The sequence below is a fragment of the Muriicola sp. Z0-33 genome (genome assembly GCF_026126425.1).
In the GTDB taxonomy this organism is placed as follows: Bacteria; Bacteroidota; Bacteroidia; order Flavobacteriales; family Flavobacteriaceae; genus JAFMPW01.
This window is the reverse complement of sequence record NZ_JAFMPW010000003.1, coordinates 23,656-44,065: the sequence shown is the minus strand read 5'-3', so window position 1 is coordinate 44,065 and position 20,410 is coordinate 23,656. Positions and strand designations below refer to the sequence as shown.

14 protein-coding genes are annotated in these 20,410 nt (G+C 41.6%); 11 read left to right on the top strand and 3 right to left on the bottom strand.

The annotated features are described in order from the left end of the window. Nucleotides 1-36: 36 nt before the first annotated feature. Nucleotides 37-2,421 carry an outer membrane beta-barrel family protein gene (locus tag J1G40_RS05855; protein ID WP_265241675.1) on the bottom strand — a complete coding sequence of 795 codons (2,385 nt, stop codon included), beginning with the start codon at nucleotides 2,419-2,421 and terminating at the stop codon, nucleotides 37-39. A gap of 338 nt (nucleotides 2,422-2,759) precedes the next feature. Between J1G40_RS05855 and J1G40_RS05850 the strand changes: the two genes are divergently transcribed. From J1G40_RS05850 to J1G40_RS05830, 5 genes are all read left to right on the top strand, one after another. Next, nucleotides 2,760-5,534 carry a PQQ-dependent sugar dehydrogenase gene (locus J1G40_RS05850; RefSeq protein WP_265241674.1) on the top strand — a complete coding sequence of 925 codons (2,775 nt, stop codon included), beginning with the start codon at nucleotides 2,760-2,762 and terminating at the stop codon, nucleotides 5,532-5,534. Nucleotides 5,535-5,572: 38 nt separating this feature from the next. Beyond that, nucleotides 5,573-6,616, top strand: a complete 1,044-nt coding sequence (locus tag J1G40_RS05845; protein WP_265241673.1) for a sugar phosphate isomerase/epimerase family protein — start codon at nucleotides 5,573-5,575, stop codon at nucleotides 6,614-6,616. A gap of 118 nt (nucleotides 6,617-6,734) precedes the next feature. After that, a complete protein-coding gene (locus J1G40_RS05840; protein WP_265241672.1) occupies nucleotides 6,735-7,763 on the top strand; it encodes a sensor histidine kinase in 1,029 nt (342 codons plus the stop codon). Beyond that, nucleotides 7,760-8,467, top strand: a complete 708-nt coding sequence (locus J1G40_RS05835; RefSeq protein WP_265241671.1) for a LytR/AlgR family response regulator transcription factor — start codon at nucleotides 7,760-7,762, stop codon at nucleotides 8,465-8,467. The genes J1G40_RS05840 and J1G40_RS05835 overlap by 4 nt, the downstream gene beginning before the upstream one ends. 10 nt (nucleotides 8,468-8,477) lie before the next feature. Beyond that, nucleotides 8,478-9,362: a dienelactone hydrolase family protein gene (locus J1G40_RS05830; protein WP_265241670.1), complete on the top strand. Its 885-nt coding sequence runs from the start codon at nucleotides 8,478-8,480 to the stop codon at nucleotides 9,360-9,362. A 76-nt stretch (nucleotides 9,363-9,438) separates the two neighbouring features. Here J1G40_RS05830 and J1G40_RS05825 read toward each other — a convergent pair whose 3' ends face one another. Next, the gene (locus J1G40_RS05825) at nucleotides 9,439-9,762 is read right to left on the bottom strand and encodes a hypothetical protein (RefSeq protein ID WP_265241669.1); all 324 of its coding nucleotides are present in this window, start codon (nucleotides 9,760-9,762) and stop codon (nucleotides 9,439-9,441) included. Between the two features lie 179 nt (nucleotides 9,763-9,941). Here J1G40_RS05825 and J1G40_RS05820 point away from each other — a divergent pair, with 179 nt between their 5' ends. Together J1G40_RS05820 and J1G40_RS05815 are read left to right on the top strand one after the other, a co-directional pair. Further along, complete coding sequence (locus J1G40_RS05820) at nucleotides 9,942-11,522, top strand: phytoene desaturase family protein (RefSeq protein ID WP_265241668.1); 1,581 nt, start codon at nucleotides 9,942-9,944, stop codon at nucleotides 11,520-11,522. 129 nt (nucleotides 11,523-11,651) lie between these two features. After that, complete coding sequence (locus J1G40_RS05815) at nucleotides 11,652-13,289, top strand: dipeptidyl-peptidase 3 family protein (protein ID WP_265241667.1); 1,638 nt, start codon at nucleotides 11,652-11,654, stop codon at nucleotides 13,287-13,289. A gap of 114 nt (nucleotides 13,290-13,403) precedes the next feature. Here the strand turns inward: J1G40_RS05815 and J1G40_RS05810 are convergent, their stop codons facing one another. Next, nucleotides 13,404-14,309: a helix-turn-helix domain-containing protein gene (locus tag J1G40_RS05810; RefSeq protein ID WP_265241666.1), complete on the bottom strand. Its 906-nt coding sequence runs from the start codon at nucleotides 14,307-14,309 to the stop codon at nucleotides 13,404-13,406. 212 nt (nucleotides 14,310-14,521) lie between these two features. Between J1G40_RS05810 and J1G40_RS05805 the strand changes: the two genes are divergently transcribed. The 4 genes from J1G40_RS05805 (at nucleotide 14,522) to J1G40_RS05790 (ending at nucleotide 20,287) form a co-directional block, all read left to right on the top strand. Then, nucleotides 14,522-14,974, top strand: a complete 453-nt coding sequence (locus tag J1G40_RS05805; RefSeq protein WP_265241665.1) for a nuclear transport factor 2 family protein — start codon at nucleotides 14,522-14,524, stop codon at nucleotides 14,972-14,974. Between the two features lie 242 nt (nucleotides 14,975-15,216). Beyond that, nucleotides 15,217-15,678 (top strand): (2Fe-2S)-binding protein, encoded by a 462-nt coding sequence (locus J1G40_RS05800; RefSeq protein ID WP_265241664.1) that lies wholly within the window; start codon nucleotides 15,217-15,219, stop codon nucleotides 15,676-15,678. Between the two features lie 20 nt (nucleotides 15,679-15,698). Then, nucleotides 15,699-17,960, top strand: coding sequence for a xanthine dehydrogenase family protein molybdopterin-binding subunit (locus tag J1G40_RS05795; RefSeq protein WP_265241663.1), 2,262 nt, complete (start codon nucleotides 15,699-15,701; stop codon nucleotides 17,958-17,960). A gap of 68 nt (nucleotides 17,961-18,028) precedes the next feature. After that, entirely contained in the window at nucleotides 18,029-20,287 is a 2,259-nt protein-coding gene (locus J1G40_RS05790) for a xanthine dehydrogenase family protein molybdopterin-binding subunit (RefSeq protein ID WP_265241662.1), read from the top strand. Nucleotides 20,288-20,410: the final 123 nt, after the last annotated feature.

Here is a 20,410-nt window from a genome sequence, read left to right as displayed (position 1 = left end):
ATGAATAAATTATTTCGATTTTTTCAGATTTTAATATCAGAACCTGCGCCTTTGTCCGGAAAATTCCATGGCTTCTCCTTTACCAAAACCATAGCTAAAGCCCAAAGCGGCAAATGTTCCCCTTTGACGGCGGTTATACACATAAAAATCTTGCTGGTTGATCTCACTCTCCCTGACGCGGGAAGCAAATAAATCGCGAACACTTAAACTAAGTACGGCTTTACCTTTCATTATTTTTTTGCGTAGGCCAATATCCAGGAAAAGCTGATCGCTAATCTCGGATTGTACCGTCTGGAATCCTGATCTGTAATTTCCAGTGGTTTCCAAATCTATATCTGCGGGTAGTTTTACCTTAGTCATTAATTTAGAGGACCATTGGTTGCCGCTAAAATCAAAAACCTGGTCGTTAAAGGATCCATCGCGGGTAAACGTACTATAGTTGAAATCACCATTGAAAGTCAGCCAATTAGCAGGGCTGTACTTGGCATTGAATTCTATTCCCGTCGCATTGTTGGTGCCTATATTCTCCGGCCTTACTGTATTTACATTATTCTCAAAAGTGGAAACACGTTCAATAACATCTTCGGTATACCGGTGGTACAAGCCAAAATTTAACGCTGCCTTGCCCAGGATAAAGATGCTGGTGACCTCATAAGAATCTGTGTATTCTGGCAATAGTTCCGGGTTACCCTGCCTAATACTAAAATTGTTCCGGATATTGAAGAACGGATTCAGGTCCCAAAGCCTGGGTCTGTATATTCTTTTGGAGTAGCCCGCTTGCAGAGATACTTTCTCTGTAATCTTATAAGAGGTATGTACACTTGGAAACAGATTGGTATAATTCTGGTTGTTTTCCTGATTGGTATTGGATAGTAACGTACTTAGATCTGTTTGCTCTAGCCTGACCCCCGCCTTAATTCCCCATTTCTTACCCTCATAAGCCGTAGTACTATATAACCCCAGTACTTTCTGGTTAAATTCAAAGATATTTGTAAGTCCGGGATCGTTCACGAAAATACCACCTACCAAATTATTGACTTCATAATCATTACTCACGTCGTTTAAAACATATTGAGCCCCCGATTCTAATGTCCATTTTTTGGAAAATGGTCTGGTATAATCCAGCTTAAAAGTAAATACGGATTCCTTAAAATCGGTCCGTGTTGTCTGAGTAGCGTCATTTTCTTCTCCGCTAATGGTCCTGTCCTCAAATTCGGAGGACTGGTCTTTCCCAAAGAAGTTTCCAAGTGCACTAAAAAGTAATGCGTGATCTTCCCCGTTCTCAAAGTCTTTCTTGTATTGTAGTTCGTATTGAAATTTCGGATTATTGGCCTCGGTAACCTCCGTACGCTCCCATTGAGATGTTGTGTTTCCGTTTTCGTCTATGGCCGCAAAAGTGGTGGTTGATGGCTGATCCTCCAATTCTAGTGCAAAATTCCCGGAAAGCGTGAGGACATCTTTTGGACTGATGTAATAATCTGAACCTAAAACGAAATTATAGAAATTCTCATTTCGGTATTCCGTACCACTACTGAGAATGGTTGTATTATTTACCAGATCAATATTGCGCGATTCAAGATCATTGGGTAGTTCTCTGAATCCACCACCAATCTGGCTAAAAAGATTAAACTTTTCGGTTCTCTTATTAAGGCTTACACCCACACTATGATTATCGGGTGCACCTGTGTTCACCGATATGGAGCCATTGAGGCCTTTCTTTTCTTCTTTTTTAATAATGATGTTGATTATTCCCGAGGTGCCCTCGGCATCGTACTTGGCGGATGGGTTGGTAATCACCTCTACCCGGTCTATCATATCTGCAGTAATGGTGCCCAGAGTGTTGCCCTGTTCACTGGCTATTACAGAGGGCTTGCCATTTATGAGTATCTGTACACCCTGGCTGCCTCTTAAACTAATATCTCCTTCTATATTCACATTAACAGACGGCACATTGTTAAGTACTTCCAAAGCACTTGCCCCGGTACTGCTAAGATCCTTTCCCACATTAAAGACCCGCTTGTCTAATTTAAATTCGGTACGGGAAATTTCACCCTGGACAATCACTTCCTCTAATTGTTGCGTGTCTTCCGAAAGAACTACTATTCCAAGATCTATGGTATTTCCCCTACTCACTGGCTGACCGAAATTCCTTGGTTGAAAGCCAATAAAACTCACTTCGATATAGAAATCTGAAGCATCTGTCTTTAATTCAAAACTACCGTCCTCCAGAGTAGTGGTACCGGAAATTGGTTTTTTGGATGTATTGTCTGCGATAAGTACAGTGGCAAATTCTATGGGCTGTTCTGATCCCTGCTCTATAACCTTACCTTTTATAGTAATGGTTCCTGCCTGGGAATAAATTGCTCCACCATGGGTGAGTAGTCCAACGGTTAGAATTAAATATATAAATACCTGCTTCATGATTTTTTAATTATGATTGACTCTTCAAAATTTCACCTTTCATATTGGTATCACAAATTTTTTCCTGCAAACGACCAAGGTTTTGCCCTGAACAACATCGGGACTATAAATTGACGTTTACCCTTTTAAAATTGTCGATTGCGGGTTTTGAGAATGAACTTGATATTAAAAAAGTATTTTTGGAAGATGCATAAAATACTGCCACGGGGCTATTTTATAAAGACAAAAACCGAAACATAATTAAAATGTATACTTCTATGCTCAACCTTTACCCTAGAGCTATTTTTAAAATAGCTTGTTTTGTTAGCACTTTGTTCTTATTTATTAACTGCAAGAAAATGGATACCGCAGCTTTCCTCGCCCCGGAAGAAAATAGGTTTACAGTGGAGGTAATGACCGCTGCGGGAGATTTGGATGAACCCATGGCCTTTACATTTTTGAATGAACAAGAAATGCTCTTTGTGGAACGGAAAGGGGGGGTAAAATCGTTTAATGTGCTTACAAGGGTGTTAAAAACGGTTGCAAACATTCCGGTGAATATTATGTATACCAATAAGGAAGGCAGATCCAGGAATGCAGAAGAAGGTTTAATGGGAATTGTCGCACATCCCGAATATTTAAAGAATCATTGGGTATTTATGCTATATGCAGATCCGGTTGCTCCTAAGCATGTGCTGGCAAGATGGGAATATAAGGATGGAGAGTTGATTGAAGGTTCCAAAAAGATAGTTTTGGAGTATCCTGTGCAGCGTGAAGAATGCTGTCATACTGGGGGGGGCATGGTTTTCGATAAAGAAGGGAATCTCTTTCTAACTGTGGGGAATAATACTGTGAATCCGCCACAAGGGACTTCCAACCTGGATGAAAGACCAGGCAAAGAATATTCGGATGACCAGCGTACAGCGGGAAATTCCAACGATCTAAGGGGCAAGATTCTACGTATACACCCTGAGGATGACGGTAGTTATACTATTCCAGCGGGGAACCTCTTTCCTGATGGCACCCCAAAAACACGTCCTGAAATTTACACTATGGGACATCGAAATCCCTGGAGAATATCAATAGATAGTCAGACCGGATACATTTATTGGGGAGAAGTGGGTCCTGATGCATCAGAAGATTTAGATCAGGGGCCTATGGGTTTTGATGAATTTAATCAGGCAAAGGCCCCCGGTTTTTTTGGCTGGCCTTACTTTATTGCGGACAATAAACCTTATGCCGATTATGATTATGAAACGGATTCAATTAGTGGCTATTTTGATGTCAATAGTCCCGTAAATACTTCTCCTAACAACACTGGAATTAAGCAATTGCCAATACCGGAGAAAGCCTTTTTATGGTATCCTTATGGATATTCTAAAGAATTTCCATTGCTCGGCAGTGCAGGCAGGAGCGCTACCGGCGGCCCTGTTTTCAGGATGGATGATTTTCCGGAGTCCGACCAGCGATTTCCAGGCTATTTTGAGGGGAAATGGTTGATCACAGAATTTATGCGGGGATGGATAATTTCTGTCACTATAGATGAAAAAGGGGATTATGTCTCCATGGAACCATTTTTACCCAAAGAAAATTTTTCAAGCGCAATTGATATGCAATTTAGTCCGGATGGGGACCTATATGTGCTCGAATATGGTTCGGCCTGGTTCAGAGGCAATGAAAATGCACAGATAAAGCGGATTAGGTATAATGGTGGAAACAGGCCCCCAATAGTTATTGCCAGTAGCGATAAGACAGCCGGTCCTGTTCCACTTGATATACAACTGTCTTCCGAGGGGACTTTAGATTATGATAATGATGAATTGAACTATGAGTGGTCCGTAGTTTCTGAAAATGGATTTTCAAAAACACTGAACGGCCCTAACCCTTCAATTAACTTAACCCAGACAGGAGATTACGTGGTGAAATTAGAAGTAAATGATGACTACGGAAATAAGCGCGAAAAACAATTTAAAATTACCGCGGGTAACGCCCCACCAAAGGTTGATATACAGATCACATCAGGGAACAAGACCTTCTTTTTCCCCGACAATGAAATAAATTATGTTGTAAAAGTCGATGATTTGGAAGACGGTAGTTTGACTACTGGGGAAATTAGACCAGAGGAAATAGCGATTAATTTTGATTATGCCCCTGAGGGTTTTGATCCCATTGAAATAGCTCAGAATCATAGAAGCACGGAGGAATGGGTGAGTTTTAACAGGGGGAAATCTTTAATAGACAATAGCGACTGCCTTTCCTGTCATAGAGTTGATGTTGCGTCTATCGGGCCAAGCTATATTGAAGTGGCTGATAAGTATGATCTGGACATGAAAGCTCAGGATAGTATTGCAAGTCGTATTATCAACGGCAGTGTGGGTGTTTGGGGAGAACATGCCATGAGTGCACATCCCGATATTACCATGGACCAGGCTAAGTTAATCGTTGATTATATCATGAGCTTAAATGATCCTGAGATTGAAGAAAGCCCAATCCCATTAATCGGCAATTATATTACCAGGGTTCCGGAAAAAGAGAATGGTAAAGGAGGATACCTTTTAAGGGTTGCCTATACAGATAAAGGAGCTTCTGGAGTAAAAGCGCTTTCATCTGAAAAAATAGTAGCCTTGCGTAATCCGGTTTTGAATCCGGAAAATTACGATGAGGCAGAAGGAGTTAAGTTGCTGATTACTCCGAGACGTTCATTTAATATTACGGAGGATGGGGGCTGGATTACCTATGAAAATATCGACCTGACAGATATAGGTGAAATAGTAATTGATGCAGAAGCTTCCCCAAGGACAAGCGATTCAGGAGGTGTCATTGAATTGCATCTTGATGCTCCGGATGGCCCGCTGGTAGACACAACCGAAAAAGTAGTGCCGGCCGATATTGATTTTCGTGCTGAGGTTCAAAAGTTAAGGGCCATATGGGAAAAAGGAGGTAGAAAAGGTCCAAGACCAGGTTTCGGAGCGGTACGGGAATTGTTTAAAAAGGATTATATTATAAATGTTTCAGAATTAAATCAGCCAGGTAATCTTTATTTTGTGTTCAGGAACCCGGAAGCCAGGACAGGCCAGATGCTAATGAGGGTAAATTCGATTAACTTTAAAGAAGATAAAGAATCACTTAATTAATATCCTCCATCCATTTGGCATAAATAATCGTTTAAATTATGAAAACAAATAAACATACATCACGTCGAAAGTTTATTGGCAACAGTGCCCTATTCAGCGCAGGATTGTTATTGCCAGGGAATAGTTTAATAGGGGCTCCGGCTATAATTAGAAATTTAAGAAAGCCAGATTCAAGGATTAATGGGGTACAGCTGGGGGTGATTACATACTCTTATAGAAGTATGCCAGATCAAAGTGCCGAGGCTACCTTAAAGTATATTCTGGATAGCGGTATAAATGCCATAGAACTAATGGGAGGCCCAGCGGAGAGTTTTGCAGGGATGCCCCAAAGTGGTATAGACCGGCGGGCATTTTACGGACTTATGAGAAAACAGAGAAATGGGGAACTTTCTGAGGATGAATTAAAAGAGTTCACCGAACTACAAGCCCAAAGAAAGGCATATAATGCAGAAGTGGCCAAATGGCGCCTTAAGGCCCCATTTGAAAAATTTGAAAAATTTAGAAAAATGTACAATGATGCCGGGGTTAGTATATATGCTTTTAAACCTAGTGCCTTTGGTAAAAATAATACGGATGCGGAAATAGATTATGGTTTTAAGGCGGCAAAGTTACTAGGCGCCAGCCATGTAACCCTTGAACATCCAAGTGACGACGCCCACACCCTTAAATTGGGTAAAATGGCTGAGAAACATCAAATTGGGGTTGCTTATCATGGTCATGAACAACAAACACCAACATTTTGGGATACTGCCTTGCAACAATCCCCAATGAACATGCTAAATGCTGATATGGGGCACTACACGGCGGCAGGGAACGACTTGCCCCTTGAACTCTTGAAAAAACATTCTAAGCGCATTGCTAGCATTCACATTAAAGATCGTCAGACTCCCGCCAATGGTAAGGAGAATTTAATTTGGGGTAAAGGGGATACCCCCATTGCCGCTATTCTTAACTTGATGAGTAAGAATAAATATGCTTTTCCTGCTACCATAGAACTGGAATACAAAATTCCGGAAGGATCAGACGCCATTAAAGAAGTTTCCCGATGTCTGGAATATTGTAAAGCAAAATTAAACAGTTGATTAACGCCATTGCGATAAGGCAGGCGCATCATGCTAATTTTCTGGTGTTTACCCTGCCAAATCTGTCGATTACAGCTTTTTGAGATTACCGCAATCCCTAAAAGTGTAAATTTGGAATATGGATCAAAGTTTTACCTTTTCTGGTAGTAAAACCAAGGAGATTGTCTTCCAGGTTCTCTTGCACATTGTCCTGTTTCTCTTCTTTTCCTTCGATAGGAACGAACCTCAGATACAGCAATATAAAATTGTAGCGTTTATCAATTACGCCATCGGGGCATTTATTATAAATTACATATTATTACCCACTTTTTTTTATAAGAAAGAGTATTTGCGTTTCTTTTTGTCAGTAGCAGTAATTGTCACAATTATAATTGTGGTTGAGGAGTTTGTACTGGAACGTATTTATTATCCCGATTCCAGGGGTAAATATTTCCCCGGTGTAATTTATAGTCTGCTCGATGTCATGCCAGTCATAATGATTCTGGCTGGTTTTAAGTTTGCCTGGGATGCCTCTACCAAGCAGCGCGAAGTAGAAGAACTACGCTCTTATGCTCAGCAAAGCGAGTTGCAATTTCTTAAATCACAAATTAACCCACACTTTTTATTTAACAACCTCAATAATCTGTATTCCTATGCTCTAGCGCAATCACCTAAGACTCCTTCTATTATTCTTGAACTGTCCTCCCTGTTGCGCTATATGTTGTACGATTGCAAAGAAGATTTTGTGGCATTAGCAAAGGAAATTGAACACCTTAAGAATTTTGCCAAACTCAGTGAACTGCAAATAGAAGAAAGAGGCAAGGTAAACTTCCGGGCGCAAGGCATTAATTTAGATTATAGCATTGCTCCTTTAATTCTGACGGTTTTCATAGAAAATGCCTTCAAGCATAGCACCGCGAGCCAATCGAGTGATATAATTATCGATATTGACATTAATGTCAGTGATGACGGACTATTGGAATTTGAATGTAAAAATTCTTTCCTGTCTTTAGGCAATACGGAGAGCCTGGACAAAGGCATAGGGCTTCAGAACGTTAGAAAACGTTTGCAGATACTGTATCCAAATGCACATGAACTGCTTATTAACGAAGGGGAAGGACTTTATACCGTTGTATTGAGAATGCAATTAAAAAAGAAACAGGAATGATTCGCTGTATCATCATAGAGGACCAACCTCCCGCTCAAAGGGTACTTAAAAAGTATATTGAGGATATGGGGAATATGGAGTTAAACGGTACATTTGCCGATGCTCTTGAGGCTATGAATTACCTTAAAAAAAATAATATAGACCTGATTTTTCTGGATATACACCTTCCAAAAATTTCAGGGATAGATTTCTTAAAAACACTTACGCCCAAGCCCCATGTAATTCTTACTACAGCATTTTCCGATTATGCCCTGGAAAGTTATGAGTATAATGTAATCGACTATCTTTTAAAACCTTTTTCTTTTGAACGATTTGTGCAGGCGGTTTCCAGGATACCAGACAAAGGGTCTAATTTTGTTGGTACTCCCGGAAAGGTCGAAAATTCATCTGATCCGGAAATATTCTTTATTAAATCAGGGTACGAACACATTAAAATCAATATTAACGATATCCGGTTTATACAGTCGAACTCGGACTATACCGAATTGTTCCTCACAGACAGCAAGCACCTTTCACAGGAGCCGCTTCGTTTTTGGGTGGAATATCTGAACCCCAAAAAGTTCGTTAGAATTCATAAATCGTATATAATTAATACAGAGAAAATAGTCAAGATAGTTGGCAATCAGGTGTATCTGGCCAACAAATTTACCCTGCCAATAGGCAGGGCGTTTAAGGAGGATTTTATGAATAATGTAATAAAATAAATCTACTGTCATGAAGAAAATAACCAAAGAAGATATTAAACAAGAGGTATTTGACCTCTATGACGATTATGCTCACGACAGGGTAAGCAGGAGGTTGTTTCTGGATAAATTGTCTGCCTATGCCGTAGGCGGGCTTACGGTTCCATCTCTATTGAGTTTTATATCACCGGATTATGTTAAGAAAATTCAGATCAGCCAGGATGATGAGCGGTTAAAATCTGACTATATCCAATACCATTCACCCAAAGGTGGTGGTTCTATTAAAGGCTTGCTTTCAAAACCAGCTGATGCCAGTGGAAAACGGCCCGGTATTGTTGTTGTTCATGAGAACAGGGGATTAAATCCTCATATAGAAGATGTTGGAAGACGAGCGGCGCTTGCCGGTTTTATTTCTCTTGCCCCCGATGCGCTGACACCCTTAGGCGGCTATCCGGGCAATGATGATGAAGGGAGAGAACTACAGCGTAAACGAGACCGGAACGAGATGCTCGAAGACTTTATCGCTGCATTTGAATATTTGCGAGATCATCCGGACTGTAACGGAAATGTAGGGGTAGTTGGGTTTTGTTTCGGAGGATGGATCTCGAATATGATGGCGGTAAAAGTTCCCGATCTTGGGGCGGCAGTGCCTTTCTATGGCGGACAACCTAAAGAAGATATTGAAAAGATAAAGGCCCCTTTACTTTTACATTTTGGCAGCCTGGATAAGAGGGTTAATGCCGGTTGGCCTGCCTATGAAGCAGCATTAAAGGAGCATGGTAAGGAGTATACAGCTTATATGTATGAAGATGCAAATCATGGGTTTCACAACGATACAACACCTAGGTACGATAGGGAAGATGCAGAACTCGCATGGAAAAGAACAATAGAATTCTTTAAAGATAAACTGCGGTAGGAAGTAAGGCCTATTAGGAATGCGGCGGACAACTTGGATTTTGGAATTAGATGAATCAACAGGATATCTCTATGGGTTATCTCCCATTCCTTTCCAATGATTCTATCATAGCAACAAGTACCGCAGTGCTCTGTATTAATTCTTTTCGCAGTTCAACAGCATCTCGGCAGGAAGCGGCTTCTGAGATTTCTTCCACAAGGATATTCATAAAAGTCAATGTCCCTTCTTTTACGCCCCTGTCAACCAAGGTCCTGGCATAATCTTCCTCAGGCAGGGCATGCCAGGAACATTGAGCACTCGCCGATTTTAGATCAGGATTTAAAATAGGATGATTTTGCTGGCCCCACTTTTGGTCTTGTTTATTTCTTTCCGTTCTAATTTCTTCAAATATTTTTTCCATTTTTTTTCAAACAATTAAATGAACACTTAACTTGGTCAAAATGTGGTTGCAAAAAGAGTGTACCATCAGATAAACTCATTTTTTGTTCCTGTCAACTCCTAAATAGGGGTACCAAAAATAGTTTCAGTGGCGTTTCTGGCTATAAATTTTAATCCTCTTTCGTTAACAATGATAAGCAAATGATCCAATCTTACAAGAAAAAGCCGCAATTACAGGAAACTTATGACACCATTATCATAGGGTCGGGAATGGGCGGACTGGCAACTGCTGCCATACTTTCAAAACAAGGCCAGAAAGTACTGGTCCTTGAAAGGCATTATACAGCCGGCGGTTTTACCCATATTTTTAAAAGAAAAGGCTACGAATGGGATGTGGGCATCCATTATATTGGCGAGATGCAGCGAGAAAATAGCCTGCTCAGAAAACTTTTTGAATATGTGACGGATGGTGAATTGAAATGGGCAGATATGGGCGAGGTATATGATCGTATAATCATTGGCGAAAAGCAGTATGATTTTGTAAAAGGGGTCAAAAATTTCAAGAAACAGTTAATTTCCTACTTCCCTCAGGAGGAAGAGACCATTGAAGCATATGTTAACCTGGTGTTTAAGACGGTCAGATCTAGCAAGAATTTCTACATGAGTAAGGCCTTGCCTCCCTTTTTGAATGCCTTGTTCGGAAGGTTTATGAAAAAGGGTTTTTACCAATACTCCGATAAAACTACATATGAAGTACTTCGCTCATTAACAGATAACGAAGCTTTAATAAAAGTGCTCACAGGGCAGTATGGGGATTATGGATTACCTCCAAAACAGAGCAGTTTTTATATGCATGCCTCTTTGGTAAGGCATTATTTTGATGGGGGCAGTTTTCCCATTGGCGGTTCTTCCCAGATAGTTAAAACAATTGATAAGGTTATTGAAGCCTCCGGAGGAACTATATTGATTAGTGCAGAAGTAGATGAGGTATATATAGAAAAAAATACCGCTAAAGGTGTCCGTATGAAAGACGGCAGCATATTCAGATCGGACAAAGTAGTTAGCAATGCCGGCATTATAACTACCTACAACAAATTATTACCTCCTGAAATTGTTAATAAACACGGATTGGCGGCCCATTTGCAAAAAGTAAGACCTTCGGCCGCCCATTTGAGCTTATATATTGGACTGGAAGGAACACCCCAGGAGCTGCAGTTACCCAAAACCAATTATTGGGTGTATCCGGAAAAGGGAGATCACGATAGTTGTGTACAAAACTATTTGGACGATTTGAGCCAGCCTTTTCCGTTGGTGTACCTGTCTTTTCCTTCCGCCAAAGATCCGGATTGGTCTAATCGTTATCCCGGTAAGAGCACCATAGATATAATTACTATCATTCCTTATGAAGTTTTTGAGAAGTGGTCAGATACCTCCTGGAAGAAGCGAGGAGAAGAATATGATACCATAAAAGAGGAATTAGCACAGCGACTGCTAAAGGTACTATACAAACAACAACCTCAGTTGAACGGGAAAGTTACATATTATGAACTTTCCACTCCTATTACCACCCAACACTTCGTCAACTACGAAAAAGGTGAAATTTATGGCCTGGATCATACCCCTTCCAGATTTAGACAGTCTTTCTTAAAGCCCCGAACAAAAATCAAAAACTTTTATCTCACCGGGCAGGATGTTGCGACCGCCGGGGTAGGAGGTGCTTTGTTTTCCGGGGTACTGACTTCTATGGCTATGACCGGTAAAAATGTATTAAAGAAGTTATAGCCATCAAGTTATTAAGTCTGATAATGATTAGGAATTCCATTTAAATATATCAGACTGTATTTATCTGTTAGCTACCTAAAAGAATCTTTTTAAATTTGGGAAACCAAACCCAGCAATTAAATATATATCATGAAAAAAGTATTGTGTGTAGTTTTTATTGGCCTGTTAGCCTGCCAATGTGGTACTCCCGAAAAGAAAGAGGAAATGATAGCAGAGGAGTCCCCAATGAAGGAAATGGTAGCCATCTATAAAGATGTAAAACTAACGGCAGACCTTGCATCGCTCAGTGATAAAGAAAAGCAGATGATTCCCTTGATGATAGAGGCCTCTGATATTATGGACGAACTTTTCTGGTATGAGGCCTATGGCAAAAAAGACTCCCTGATAGCTGCTGTTTCGGACCCCTATGCAAAAGTATTTGTACAAATAAATTATGGCCCATGGGATAGGTTGTCAGATAATGAACCTTTCATTGAAGGGGTAGGCACTAAACCTGAAGGGGCCAATTTTTACCCTGTTGATATGACCAAGGAGGAATTTGAGGCTGCTGATTTAGAAGGAAAGGCCAGCCTTTACACTTTTATCAGAAGAGATGAAGCAGGGAATCTAAAAGTTGTGCCCTACAAGGAGATGTTTGCGGAGCAAGTACAGAAAGCAGCAGACCTTATAAAGCAATGCGCGACACTTGCCGAAGACGAAGGACTTAAAAATTACCTGACGCTCCGGGCAGAAGCGCTTTTGACAGATGATTACCAACCAAGCGATATGGCCTGGATGGATATGAAGACCAATGGGTTAGATTTTGTTGTTGGCCCCATTGAGAATTACGAAGACAAGCTCTATAACTACAAAGCGGCTCACGAGGCATACGTACTTGTTAAAGATAAAAGCTGGAGCGAACGTTTGGCGAAATACGCCCAGTTTCTTCCTGAATTACAGAAAGGCATTCCTGTACCTGCGGAATACAAGGCAGAAACTCCGGGAACGGATGCCGATTTAAACGCTTATGATGTGGTTTATTATGCTGGAGATTGTAATTCCGGATCCAAAACTATTGCCATTAATTTGCCCAATGATGAGCAGGTGCAACTCGCCAAGGGCTCCAGACGGCTGCAACTAAAAAATGCTATGCAGGCGAAGTTTGATCATATCCTGCTTCCTATATCGGAGGAATTGATCCATCCGGAACAACGACAACATATCACTTTTGATGCTTTTTTTGGGAATACCATGTTTCATGAGGTAGCGCATGGATTAGGAATAAAGAATACCCTCAATGGAAATGGGACGGTGCGTAATGCATTAAAAGAACATTCATCAGCACTGGAGGAAGGAAAAGCAGATGTGCTTGGGCTCTATATGATCACCCAACTTCATGAAAAAGGGGAAATAGAAGGAGATTTAAAGGATTACTACGTCACCTTTATGGCAAGTATTTTTCGTTCAGTGCGCTTTGGAGCGGCAAGTTCTCATGGAAAGGCCAATATGATCCGCTTCAATTTCTTTAAAGAACATGGGGCATTTGCCAAAGATGAAGCCACAGCAACTTACAAGGTGGATTTTGAAAAAATGAGGGAAGCGATGAATGCTTTGTCCGAAAAGATCCTGGTACTCCAGGGTAATGGAGATTATGACGGGGTGGCACAATTGGTTGAAGACAAGGGCAAAATCAGCGATGTCCTCCAGGCAGAACTCGATAGATTAGCTCAGAAAAACATACCAGTAGATATTGTATTTGAACAAGGGGTAGAAGTGCTGGGGCTTTAGCTGATTGGCAAAATTTTAAGGAAGACCGCTATTTTTGGCCTTAATAACGGCCAGGTAAAGTCGTTTAGGCCATGCGGTAATATCCGAACCAGGGAGAATCATTTGTAAAAAATGTTAATTCAATTGTCTGAAGTCGCTCGGCGATCGGCCTACTCTTTTTTTAAACAATCTGGTAAAATGCTGGGGATATTTAAACCCCAGTTCAAAGGCAATCTCACTAACCGATTTATCGGGATCAAAGATTTTTTGCTTGGCTATTTCAATAATCTTATCCTGAATATGTTCATTGGCACTTTTTCCGGTTTCCTTTTTGACCAGATCACCGAAATAGTTGGAAGATAGGTTTTGTTCCCCTGCAAAATAACTTACCGAGGGCGTTCCCAACTCCCTAGATTTTCCTGATTGGATATATGAATTTAAAGAAATTTCAAACCGTTGGATAATGCCAAGATTTTCCTTTTCCCTGGTAATGAACTGCCGATCGTAGAACCGCATACAGTATTTCAAAAATAGTTCGATATTGGAAACAACGAGTTCTTTACTGTGCTTGTCTATTCCTTGAGACAGTTCTGATCGTATCTTAGCAAATAGGTCCAACACCAATTGTCGTTCTTTTTTTGAGACATGAAGTGCTTCATGAAATTGATAAGAAAAAAAAGTGTAGTCGGTCATTGTCTTTGCCAGGTGGGTACCCCAAAGCAAATCAGGGTGAAACAAAAGGGCATGACCAGATGGTTTAAAATTAGCATCGATATGCCCGACATGCACTACCTGCCCCGGCGCCAAAAATACCATGGTCCCATCTTGGTAATCATAGTTCTGACGGCCATATCTTAAAATACAGCCCTCCCCTTGTTTCAGGAAAATACCGTAAAAATGATAGCGGACGGCATCGGCATATTCCCGCCCGTCCATGGTGCCTTCCGAAAGGTCATGAACGCTGACCAGGGGGTGCAATGTCGACAGATTGAATACAGAGCAATAGTCATCCACCTTTACCAAATCTTTCGTTGAAACCATACGCTTCTTTCTTTTTCCGAATTTAGTTAAAGTTTTGTGAATAAGACCAATAGCACATCAAAATAGGTAAAAGTGGTAGGTAAATCCGTAAATGGGGTAAATAATCTGTCTTAAATAATTCGTAGCTTTGAAAAGCTTGTTTATGACGAGTAAAAAAGTATAGATCATACCTATGCTAAATTCATTCAGTACGAACTTTTAAACACTTAAAAATGAATAATCTGGTATTCGGAATCTTTCTAACTCTAGTTAGCGCTGCATCTTTCGCGCAAAGTACAAACATCGAAGAGGAGATCAAGGAACTCTCCAAAGCAAAGTGGCAATGGATGGCAGACAAAAATGTGGATAAACTGGCAGCCCTCTTCCATGACAAATCAAAATTTGTCCATATGAGTGGTTCCTGGAAAAAGGACAGGGAGTTAGAAATCATTGAAACGGGCAGCATTTGGTACAAAAATGCCGAGGTTCATGATGTTGCAGTAGAGACATTTGGCGATGATACCGCCGTACTCTGGAACCGCATTACGCTTACTGCCCACGTAAGAGGAAATGACGTTGAAAATGAGTTTACCGTAACCGAATTCTATAAGAAAGAAGAAGGGAATTGGAAATTACTAGACCTTACCTTTAGCAGTGTACGAGACACCCATAAAATTGAGCATTAATAAGTTGTACCCTTTTTTGCTGAGCGAGGTTATATAAAACAGGATAAAGATTGGAATCATGCCAATTTAACCTTCAGTAAATTACTTAGCCGCGAACGGTAAAATCGTGGTTGATGGAACTGGAATTATTGAAATTCTAATAATAATTAGGCAAGGATTTAACGCAATTTAATCCATGTTCTACACATTTTATATGGCTATTAATCAATAAATTTCATAATTTAAAACAAACAATTTCAGTCATGGCAACATTTAACTTAAAAATCAACGGAGAGCAGCAAATGGTAGACGTTGACCCCAGCACACCTATGCTTTGGGTCCTGCGCGATCATTTAAAATTAGTAGGAACCAAGTACGGGTGCGGTATTGCCCAATGCGGGTCCTGTACCATACATTTAGGTGGAGTTGCAGTTAGGGCCTGTATGCTAACTGTATCTTCTGTTGGAAACCAGGAAATAAGAACAATTGAGGGCCTCTCAGAAAATGGGGATCACCCTGTACAAAAGGCCTGGTTAGAAATTGATGTGCCGCAATGCGGCTATTGCCAGGCAGGGCAAATCATGTCCGCAGCCGCCTTGTTGGAAAACAATCCTAATCCGTCAGATAATGAGATTGAAATGGCAATGAATGGTAATATTTGCAGATGTGGTACTTATACGCGCATCAAGAAAGCTATAAAGACTGCTGCTGGCAGCGCATCGTAATTCATCCTAAAAATTAAAATATGACTCGTTTAAAAACACATATCGGAAGACGCGCTTTTATAAAAAATACAAGTCTTGCAGGCGGAGGTTTGGTACTTGGTTTTAGCATTTTTAATTCCTGTAAACAAGGAGATTTAGAAAAGTTGGCCGTCAGGGAAATGCCTAAAGAATGGTTCGAAATTAACACCTATTTGAAGATTGGGGATAATGGAGTTATAACTATATATACTCCTAATCCTGAATTTGGACAAAATATAAGAACCTCAATGCCCATGCTGATTGCCGAGGAATTGGATGTGGATTGGAAAGATGTAATCGTTGAACAGGCTCCTTACCACCCGGAAAAGTATGGCTTTCAATTTACCGGCGGTAGCCAGGGGATTAGAAGAAGATGGGAACCTCTTCGTATGGCGGGGGCATCGGCAAGACAGATGTTAAGGCAGGCAGCGGCCCAATCCTGGCAAGTACCCATAGCCGAAATTACCTCAATAGCAGGTATGTTGAAACATGAAGCAAGTGGTCAATCGGCCGGCTATGGAGAAATGGCCCTGGTGGCTTCAACACTACCCGTACCCGAAGAAGTGAAGTTGAAAGAAGTCAAAGATTTTAAGATTATTGGCCAGTCCCGTAAAAATGTAGATGCAAAGAGTATCGTAACTGGAAAACCCATGTTCGGGTCAGATTATCAGAAAGAAGGGATGCTTATTGCAATGATTGAGCATCCTCCTGCTTTCGGAATGACCCTTGATTCAGTGGATGGTAGTGCTGCCAAAGCCATGCCAGGTATTTTGGATGTGGTCACGATAAAAAGCTTTAAGGATGGATTCGAAAAAGGAGGGTTTGATACCAATGCCTTTCCGGAATTGGTGGCGATAGTCGGTAACTCTACCTGGGAGGTGATGCAGGCAAAAAAACAGTTAAGCGTAAAGTGGAAGCCCATAAAATCCTATTCCGAATCAATTAATGGTTTTAGGGGCAAGGAAACTAAAAATATTCCTGCCGGCTTCGAATCAACAGAAAAGCATAAAGCCAAAATGGAAGAATTGGCAGGTAAACCCGGAAAAATTGTACGTAAAGATGGCAAGCCCGAGGCGGCTTTTAAAAATGCCGCGACCATCCTGGAAAGAAGCTATTCTGCACCTTACCTTGCTCATAACTCTATGGAGCCATTAAACGCTTTTGCCCACGTTATTGGGGATAAAGTGAAAATTGCCGCACCCATACAGATACCTTCATTGATTGTTCCCACGCTTGCCAGTAGTCTGGGAATTCCGGCAGAAAATATTGAAATGGAATTGCCACGTATGGGAGGTGGATTTGGCCGTAAGGCCTATGGCCACTATGTGGTGGAAGCAGCCTTGATTTCCCAGAAAGTAAATGCACCCGTAAAGTTGGTTTATAGCCGGGAAGACGATATGACCAATGGAATTTATCGGCCTACCTATCATGCTACATACCGTGCCGCTTTGGATGAGAATAACAATTTGATGGCATTGCATGTAAAGGCTGGAGGTATTCCTGAAAGCCCTTTGTTCGCCAATCGTTTTCCAGCAGGAGCCCTGGATAATTATATGGCAGAGCAGTGGTCTATTGATAGCAATATTACCATAGGGGCATTCCGTGCCCCACGTTCTAATTTTATGGCAGGAGCGGAGCAAGCTTTCCTGGACGAATTGGCAGAAACTATGGGTAAAGACCCAATAGAATTCAGACTAGACCTGCTTAAAAGGGCCAAGGAAGATCCTGTAGGTGAGCAAAACGATTATGATGCTGAACGATATGCCGGAGTGTTAGAATTGCTTCGGGAAAAAGCGGCTTGGGGACAGGAAGATAGAAATATCCATAGGGGAGTATCTGCTTATTTCTGCCATAATTCCTACGCTGCTCATGTATTGGATCTGACCATTGAGAATGGAAAGCCCGTGGTGCAAAATGTATGTTGTGCCATTGATTGTGGTATTGTTGTAAATCCGGACGCAGCCAAAAATATGGCAGAAGGAGCCATAACGGATGGTATTGGTAATGCCTTTTTTGGGGAACTGACTTTTAAGGAGGGGGTGCCCCAGAAGAACAATTTTGACCAATATCAAATGATTCGTATGATGGATGCTCCAAAGGAGATAGATGTTCATTTTGTACAAAACGAAATCGCGCCGACCGGAATGGGAGAACCTCCATTTCCACCGATTTTTGGGGCCTTGGCCAATGCACTCTATCAGGCAACGGGAAGAAGGCACTACCAGCAACCTTTTGTCTCAGACCGGCCTCCGCTGGTCGGATAAATTATGTGTCAACTTGTTTTAGGAGTTGTATAAATGAAGCCATAGCAAGAAATGCAATACAGTAACCCATGAATACGATCAGTACAAAAATCGGAAGACGCTCTTTTATAAAAAACACCAGCCTGGCAGGTGGAGGACTAATTTTGGGCTTTAGCTGGTTAAATTCCTGTAAACCTAAGGAAGCTCAAAATATGGCGGTCAGGGAAATGCCCAGTGAATGGTTTGAGATGAACGGGTACTTAAAAATTGGAGAAAACAATCTGGTGACCATAATGTCTCCCAATCCGGAAGGTGGGCAAAACGTTAAAACCTCCATGCCCATGATTGTTGCTGAAGAATTGGATGTGGACTGGGGCAATGTCATTGTTGAACAAGCCCCGTTAAATACCGAATTATACAGTCGTCAGTTTATTGGGGGTAGCCAGGCGATTAGACGTGGATGGAACGGACTTCGGATGGCGGGGGCTGCCGCACGTCAAATGCTTATGGAGGCCGCAGCTCAAAGCTGGGAAGTCCCGTTGGCCGAAATTACCACTGCCGCCGGTATGTTATATCACAAAGAGGGCAAAAGATCTGCCTCGTATGGAGAAATGGCCGCCACGGCTGCAGAAAACGAGGTGCCTGAAGACATTGCCCTTAAAAGCCTTGATGAATTTAAGATTATAGGTACCTCAAGAAAAAATGTGGATGGCCGTAGCATTGTTACGGGCAAACCCATGTTCGGTGTTGACACTTATACCAAAGGAATGCTCACTGCTATGATTGTACATCCCCCTGCTTTTGGCATGCAATTAAAGTCTTTTGATGGTGAAGCTATTAAATCGATGCAGGGAATAAAGGATGTTTTTGCGGTTAAAGTATTGGATGATGATTTTACAAGACAGCATTTTGACACTTGTACTTTTTTGGAAGTGGTTGCAATTGTGGGCAGTTCCACCTGGGAAGTAATGCAGGCGCAAAAAGCGATTTCTGTACAATGGGAACCTTTTGAAACATATGGGGAAGAGCGGCAACCCTATAGGGGCCCACAACAAAGCCTGACCATTCCTGCCGGCTTGGAAAATACCGAAACTCACAGGCAAATGATGTCACGGATGGGATCCAAACAATCAACTGTAGTTCGCAGGGATGGTAATCCTGAAGGCGCTTTTAAATCGGCGTCAAAAGTTATAAAGCGGACATATACGGCTCCCTTCCTTGCGCATAATTGTATGGAACCCATGAATTTCTTTGCCGATGTAAGAGATAATAAAGCCGAACTTTCCGGGCCGCTACAGAAAGCGGAACTTACAGAACACACCTTATCTGCCCGCCTGGGCATCCCCCTAGAAAACATAGACATTAATTTAACTCGACTGGGAGGAGGCTACGGCCGCCGGTCGTATGCGCACTGGGCGGTTGAAGCCGCTCTCATTTCTCAAAAAATGCAGGCTCCTGTGAAACTGGTCTATTCCCGCGAGGACGATATGACCGGGGGAATCTATCGGCCGATGTACCAGGTTACCTACAAAGCGGCACTGGATAAGAATAATAAACTGACAGCTATTCACATAAATGCCGGGGGCATTCCAGAAAGCCCTTTGTATGCCAATAGGTTCCCTGCGGGTGCGGTAGAGAATTACCTGGCGGAAAGCTGGACCATCAATACCAATATAACTATAGGGTCTTTTAGGGCACCACGTTCTAATTTTATGGCAAGCGCAGAACAGTCCTTTCTGGATGAGGTTGCAGAGGCTGTTAACAAGGATCCTATCGAATTCCGATTGGAACTGTTAGACCAGGCTAAAAATAACCCAGTTGGCGAACGCAACGATTATGATGCTGAACGATATGCCGGGGTGTTAAAACTAGTAAAGGAAAAATCTAATTGGAACAATAATGAATCTTCCCTTAATCAGGGGGTATCCGCTTATTTTTGTCACAATTCCTATGCTGCCCAGGTTGTGGACATGCGGTGGGAAAAAAACCAGCCCATAATAGATAAGGTTACATGTGCTATTGATTGTGGAATTGTGGTCAACCCTGATGCAGCTGCAAACCTATGTGAAGGTGGAATTGTAGACGGTATTGGCAATGCCTTGTTTGGGGAACTGACCTTTAAAGATGGTGTTCCCGAAAAATCTAATTTTGATAAATACCGCATGATTAGAATGAGTGAGGCACCAAAAGAAATCGATGTCCATTTTGTTAAAAACGACTCTGACCCTACCGGATTGGGCGAACCTACCTTTCCACCAGTATTTGCTGCTCTGGCTAACGCAATTTACAAAGCAACGGGTAAACGTTATAGTCATCAACCCTTCCTGGATAACCCGTTGAATACTTAATAAGATTTCTTTATTTATTGCCGAGTCTGTATGATGGGATTTAAAGCATCCTGTCCAACCCTCATGTTAAATAAAAAAGTGATTTGTGCAAGCAAATCACTTTTCTGCTTGGCTGGTATGGCG

Coding starts and splice junctions, on each gene's coding strand:
- J1G40_RS05855 (WP_265241675.1), bottom strand. CDS start 2,421: ATGAAGCAGGTATTTATATATTTAATTCTAACCGTTGGACTACTCACC.
- J1G40_RS05850 (WP_265241674.1), top strand. CDS start 2,760: ATGGATACCGCAGCTTTCCTCGCCCCGGAAGAAAATAGGTTTACAGTG.
- J1G40_RS05845 (WP_265241673.1), top strand. CDS start 5,573: ATGAAAACAAATAAACATACATCACGTCGAAAGTTTATTGGCAACAGT.
- J1G40_RS05840 (WP_265241672.1), top strand. CDS start 6,735: ATGGATCAAAGTTTTACCTTTTCTGGTAGTAAAACCAAGGAGATTGTC.
- J1G40_RS05835 (WP_265241671.1), top strand. CDS start 7,760: ATGATTCGCTGTATCATCATAGAGGACCAACCTCCCGCTCAAAGGGTA.
- J1G40_RS05830 (WP_265241670.1), top strand. CDS start 8,478: ATGAAGAAAATAACCAAAGAAGATATTAAACAAGAGGTATTTGACCTC.
- J1G40_RS05825 (WP_265241669.1), bottom strand. CDS start 9,762: ATGGAAAAAATATTTGAAGAAATTAGAACGGAAAGAAATAAACAAGAC.
- J1G40_RS05820 (WP_265241668.1), top strand. CDS start 9,942: ATGATCCAATCTTACAAGAAAAAGCCGCAATTACAGGAAACTTATGAC.
- J1G40_RS05815 (WP_265241667.1), top strand. CDS start 11,652: ATGAAAAAAGTATTGTGTGTAGTTTTTATTGGCCTGTTAGCCTGCCAA.
- J1G40_RS05810 (WP_265241666.1), bottom strand. CDS start 14,309: ATGGTTTCAACGAAAGATTTGGTAAAGGTGGATGACTATTGCTCTGTA.
- J1G40_RS05805 (WP_265241665.1), top strand. CDS start 14,522: ATGAATAATCTGGTATTCGGAATCTTTCTAACTCTAGTTAGCGCTGCA.
- J1G40_RS05800 (WP_265241664.1), top strand. CDS start 15,217: ATGGCAACATTTAACTTAAAAATCAACGGAGAGCAGCAAATGGTAGAC.
- J1G40_RS05795 (WP_265241663.1), top strand. CDS start 15,699: ATGACTCGTTTAAAAACACATATCGGAAGACGCGCTTTTATAAAAAAT.
- J1G40_RS05790 (WP_265241662.1), top strand. CDS start 18,029: ATGAATACGATCAGTACAAAAATCGGAAGACGCTCTTTTATAAAAAAC.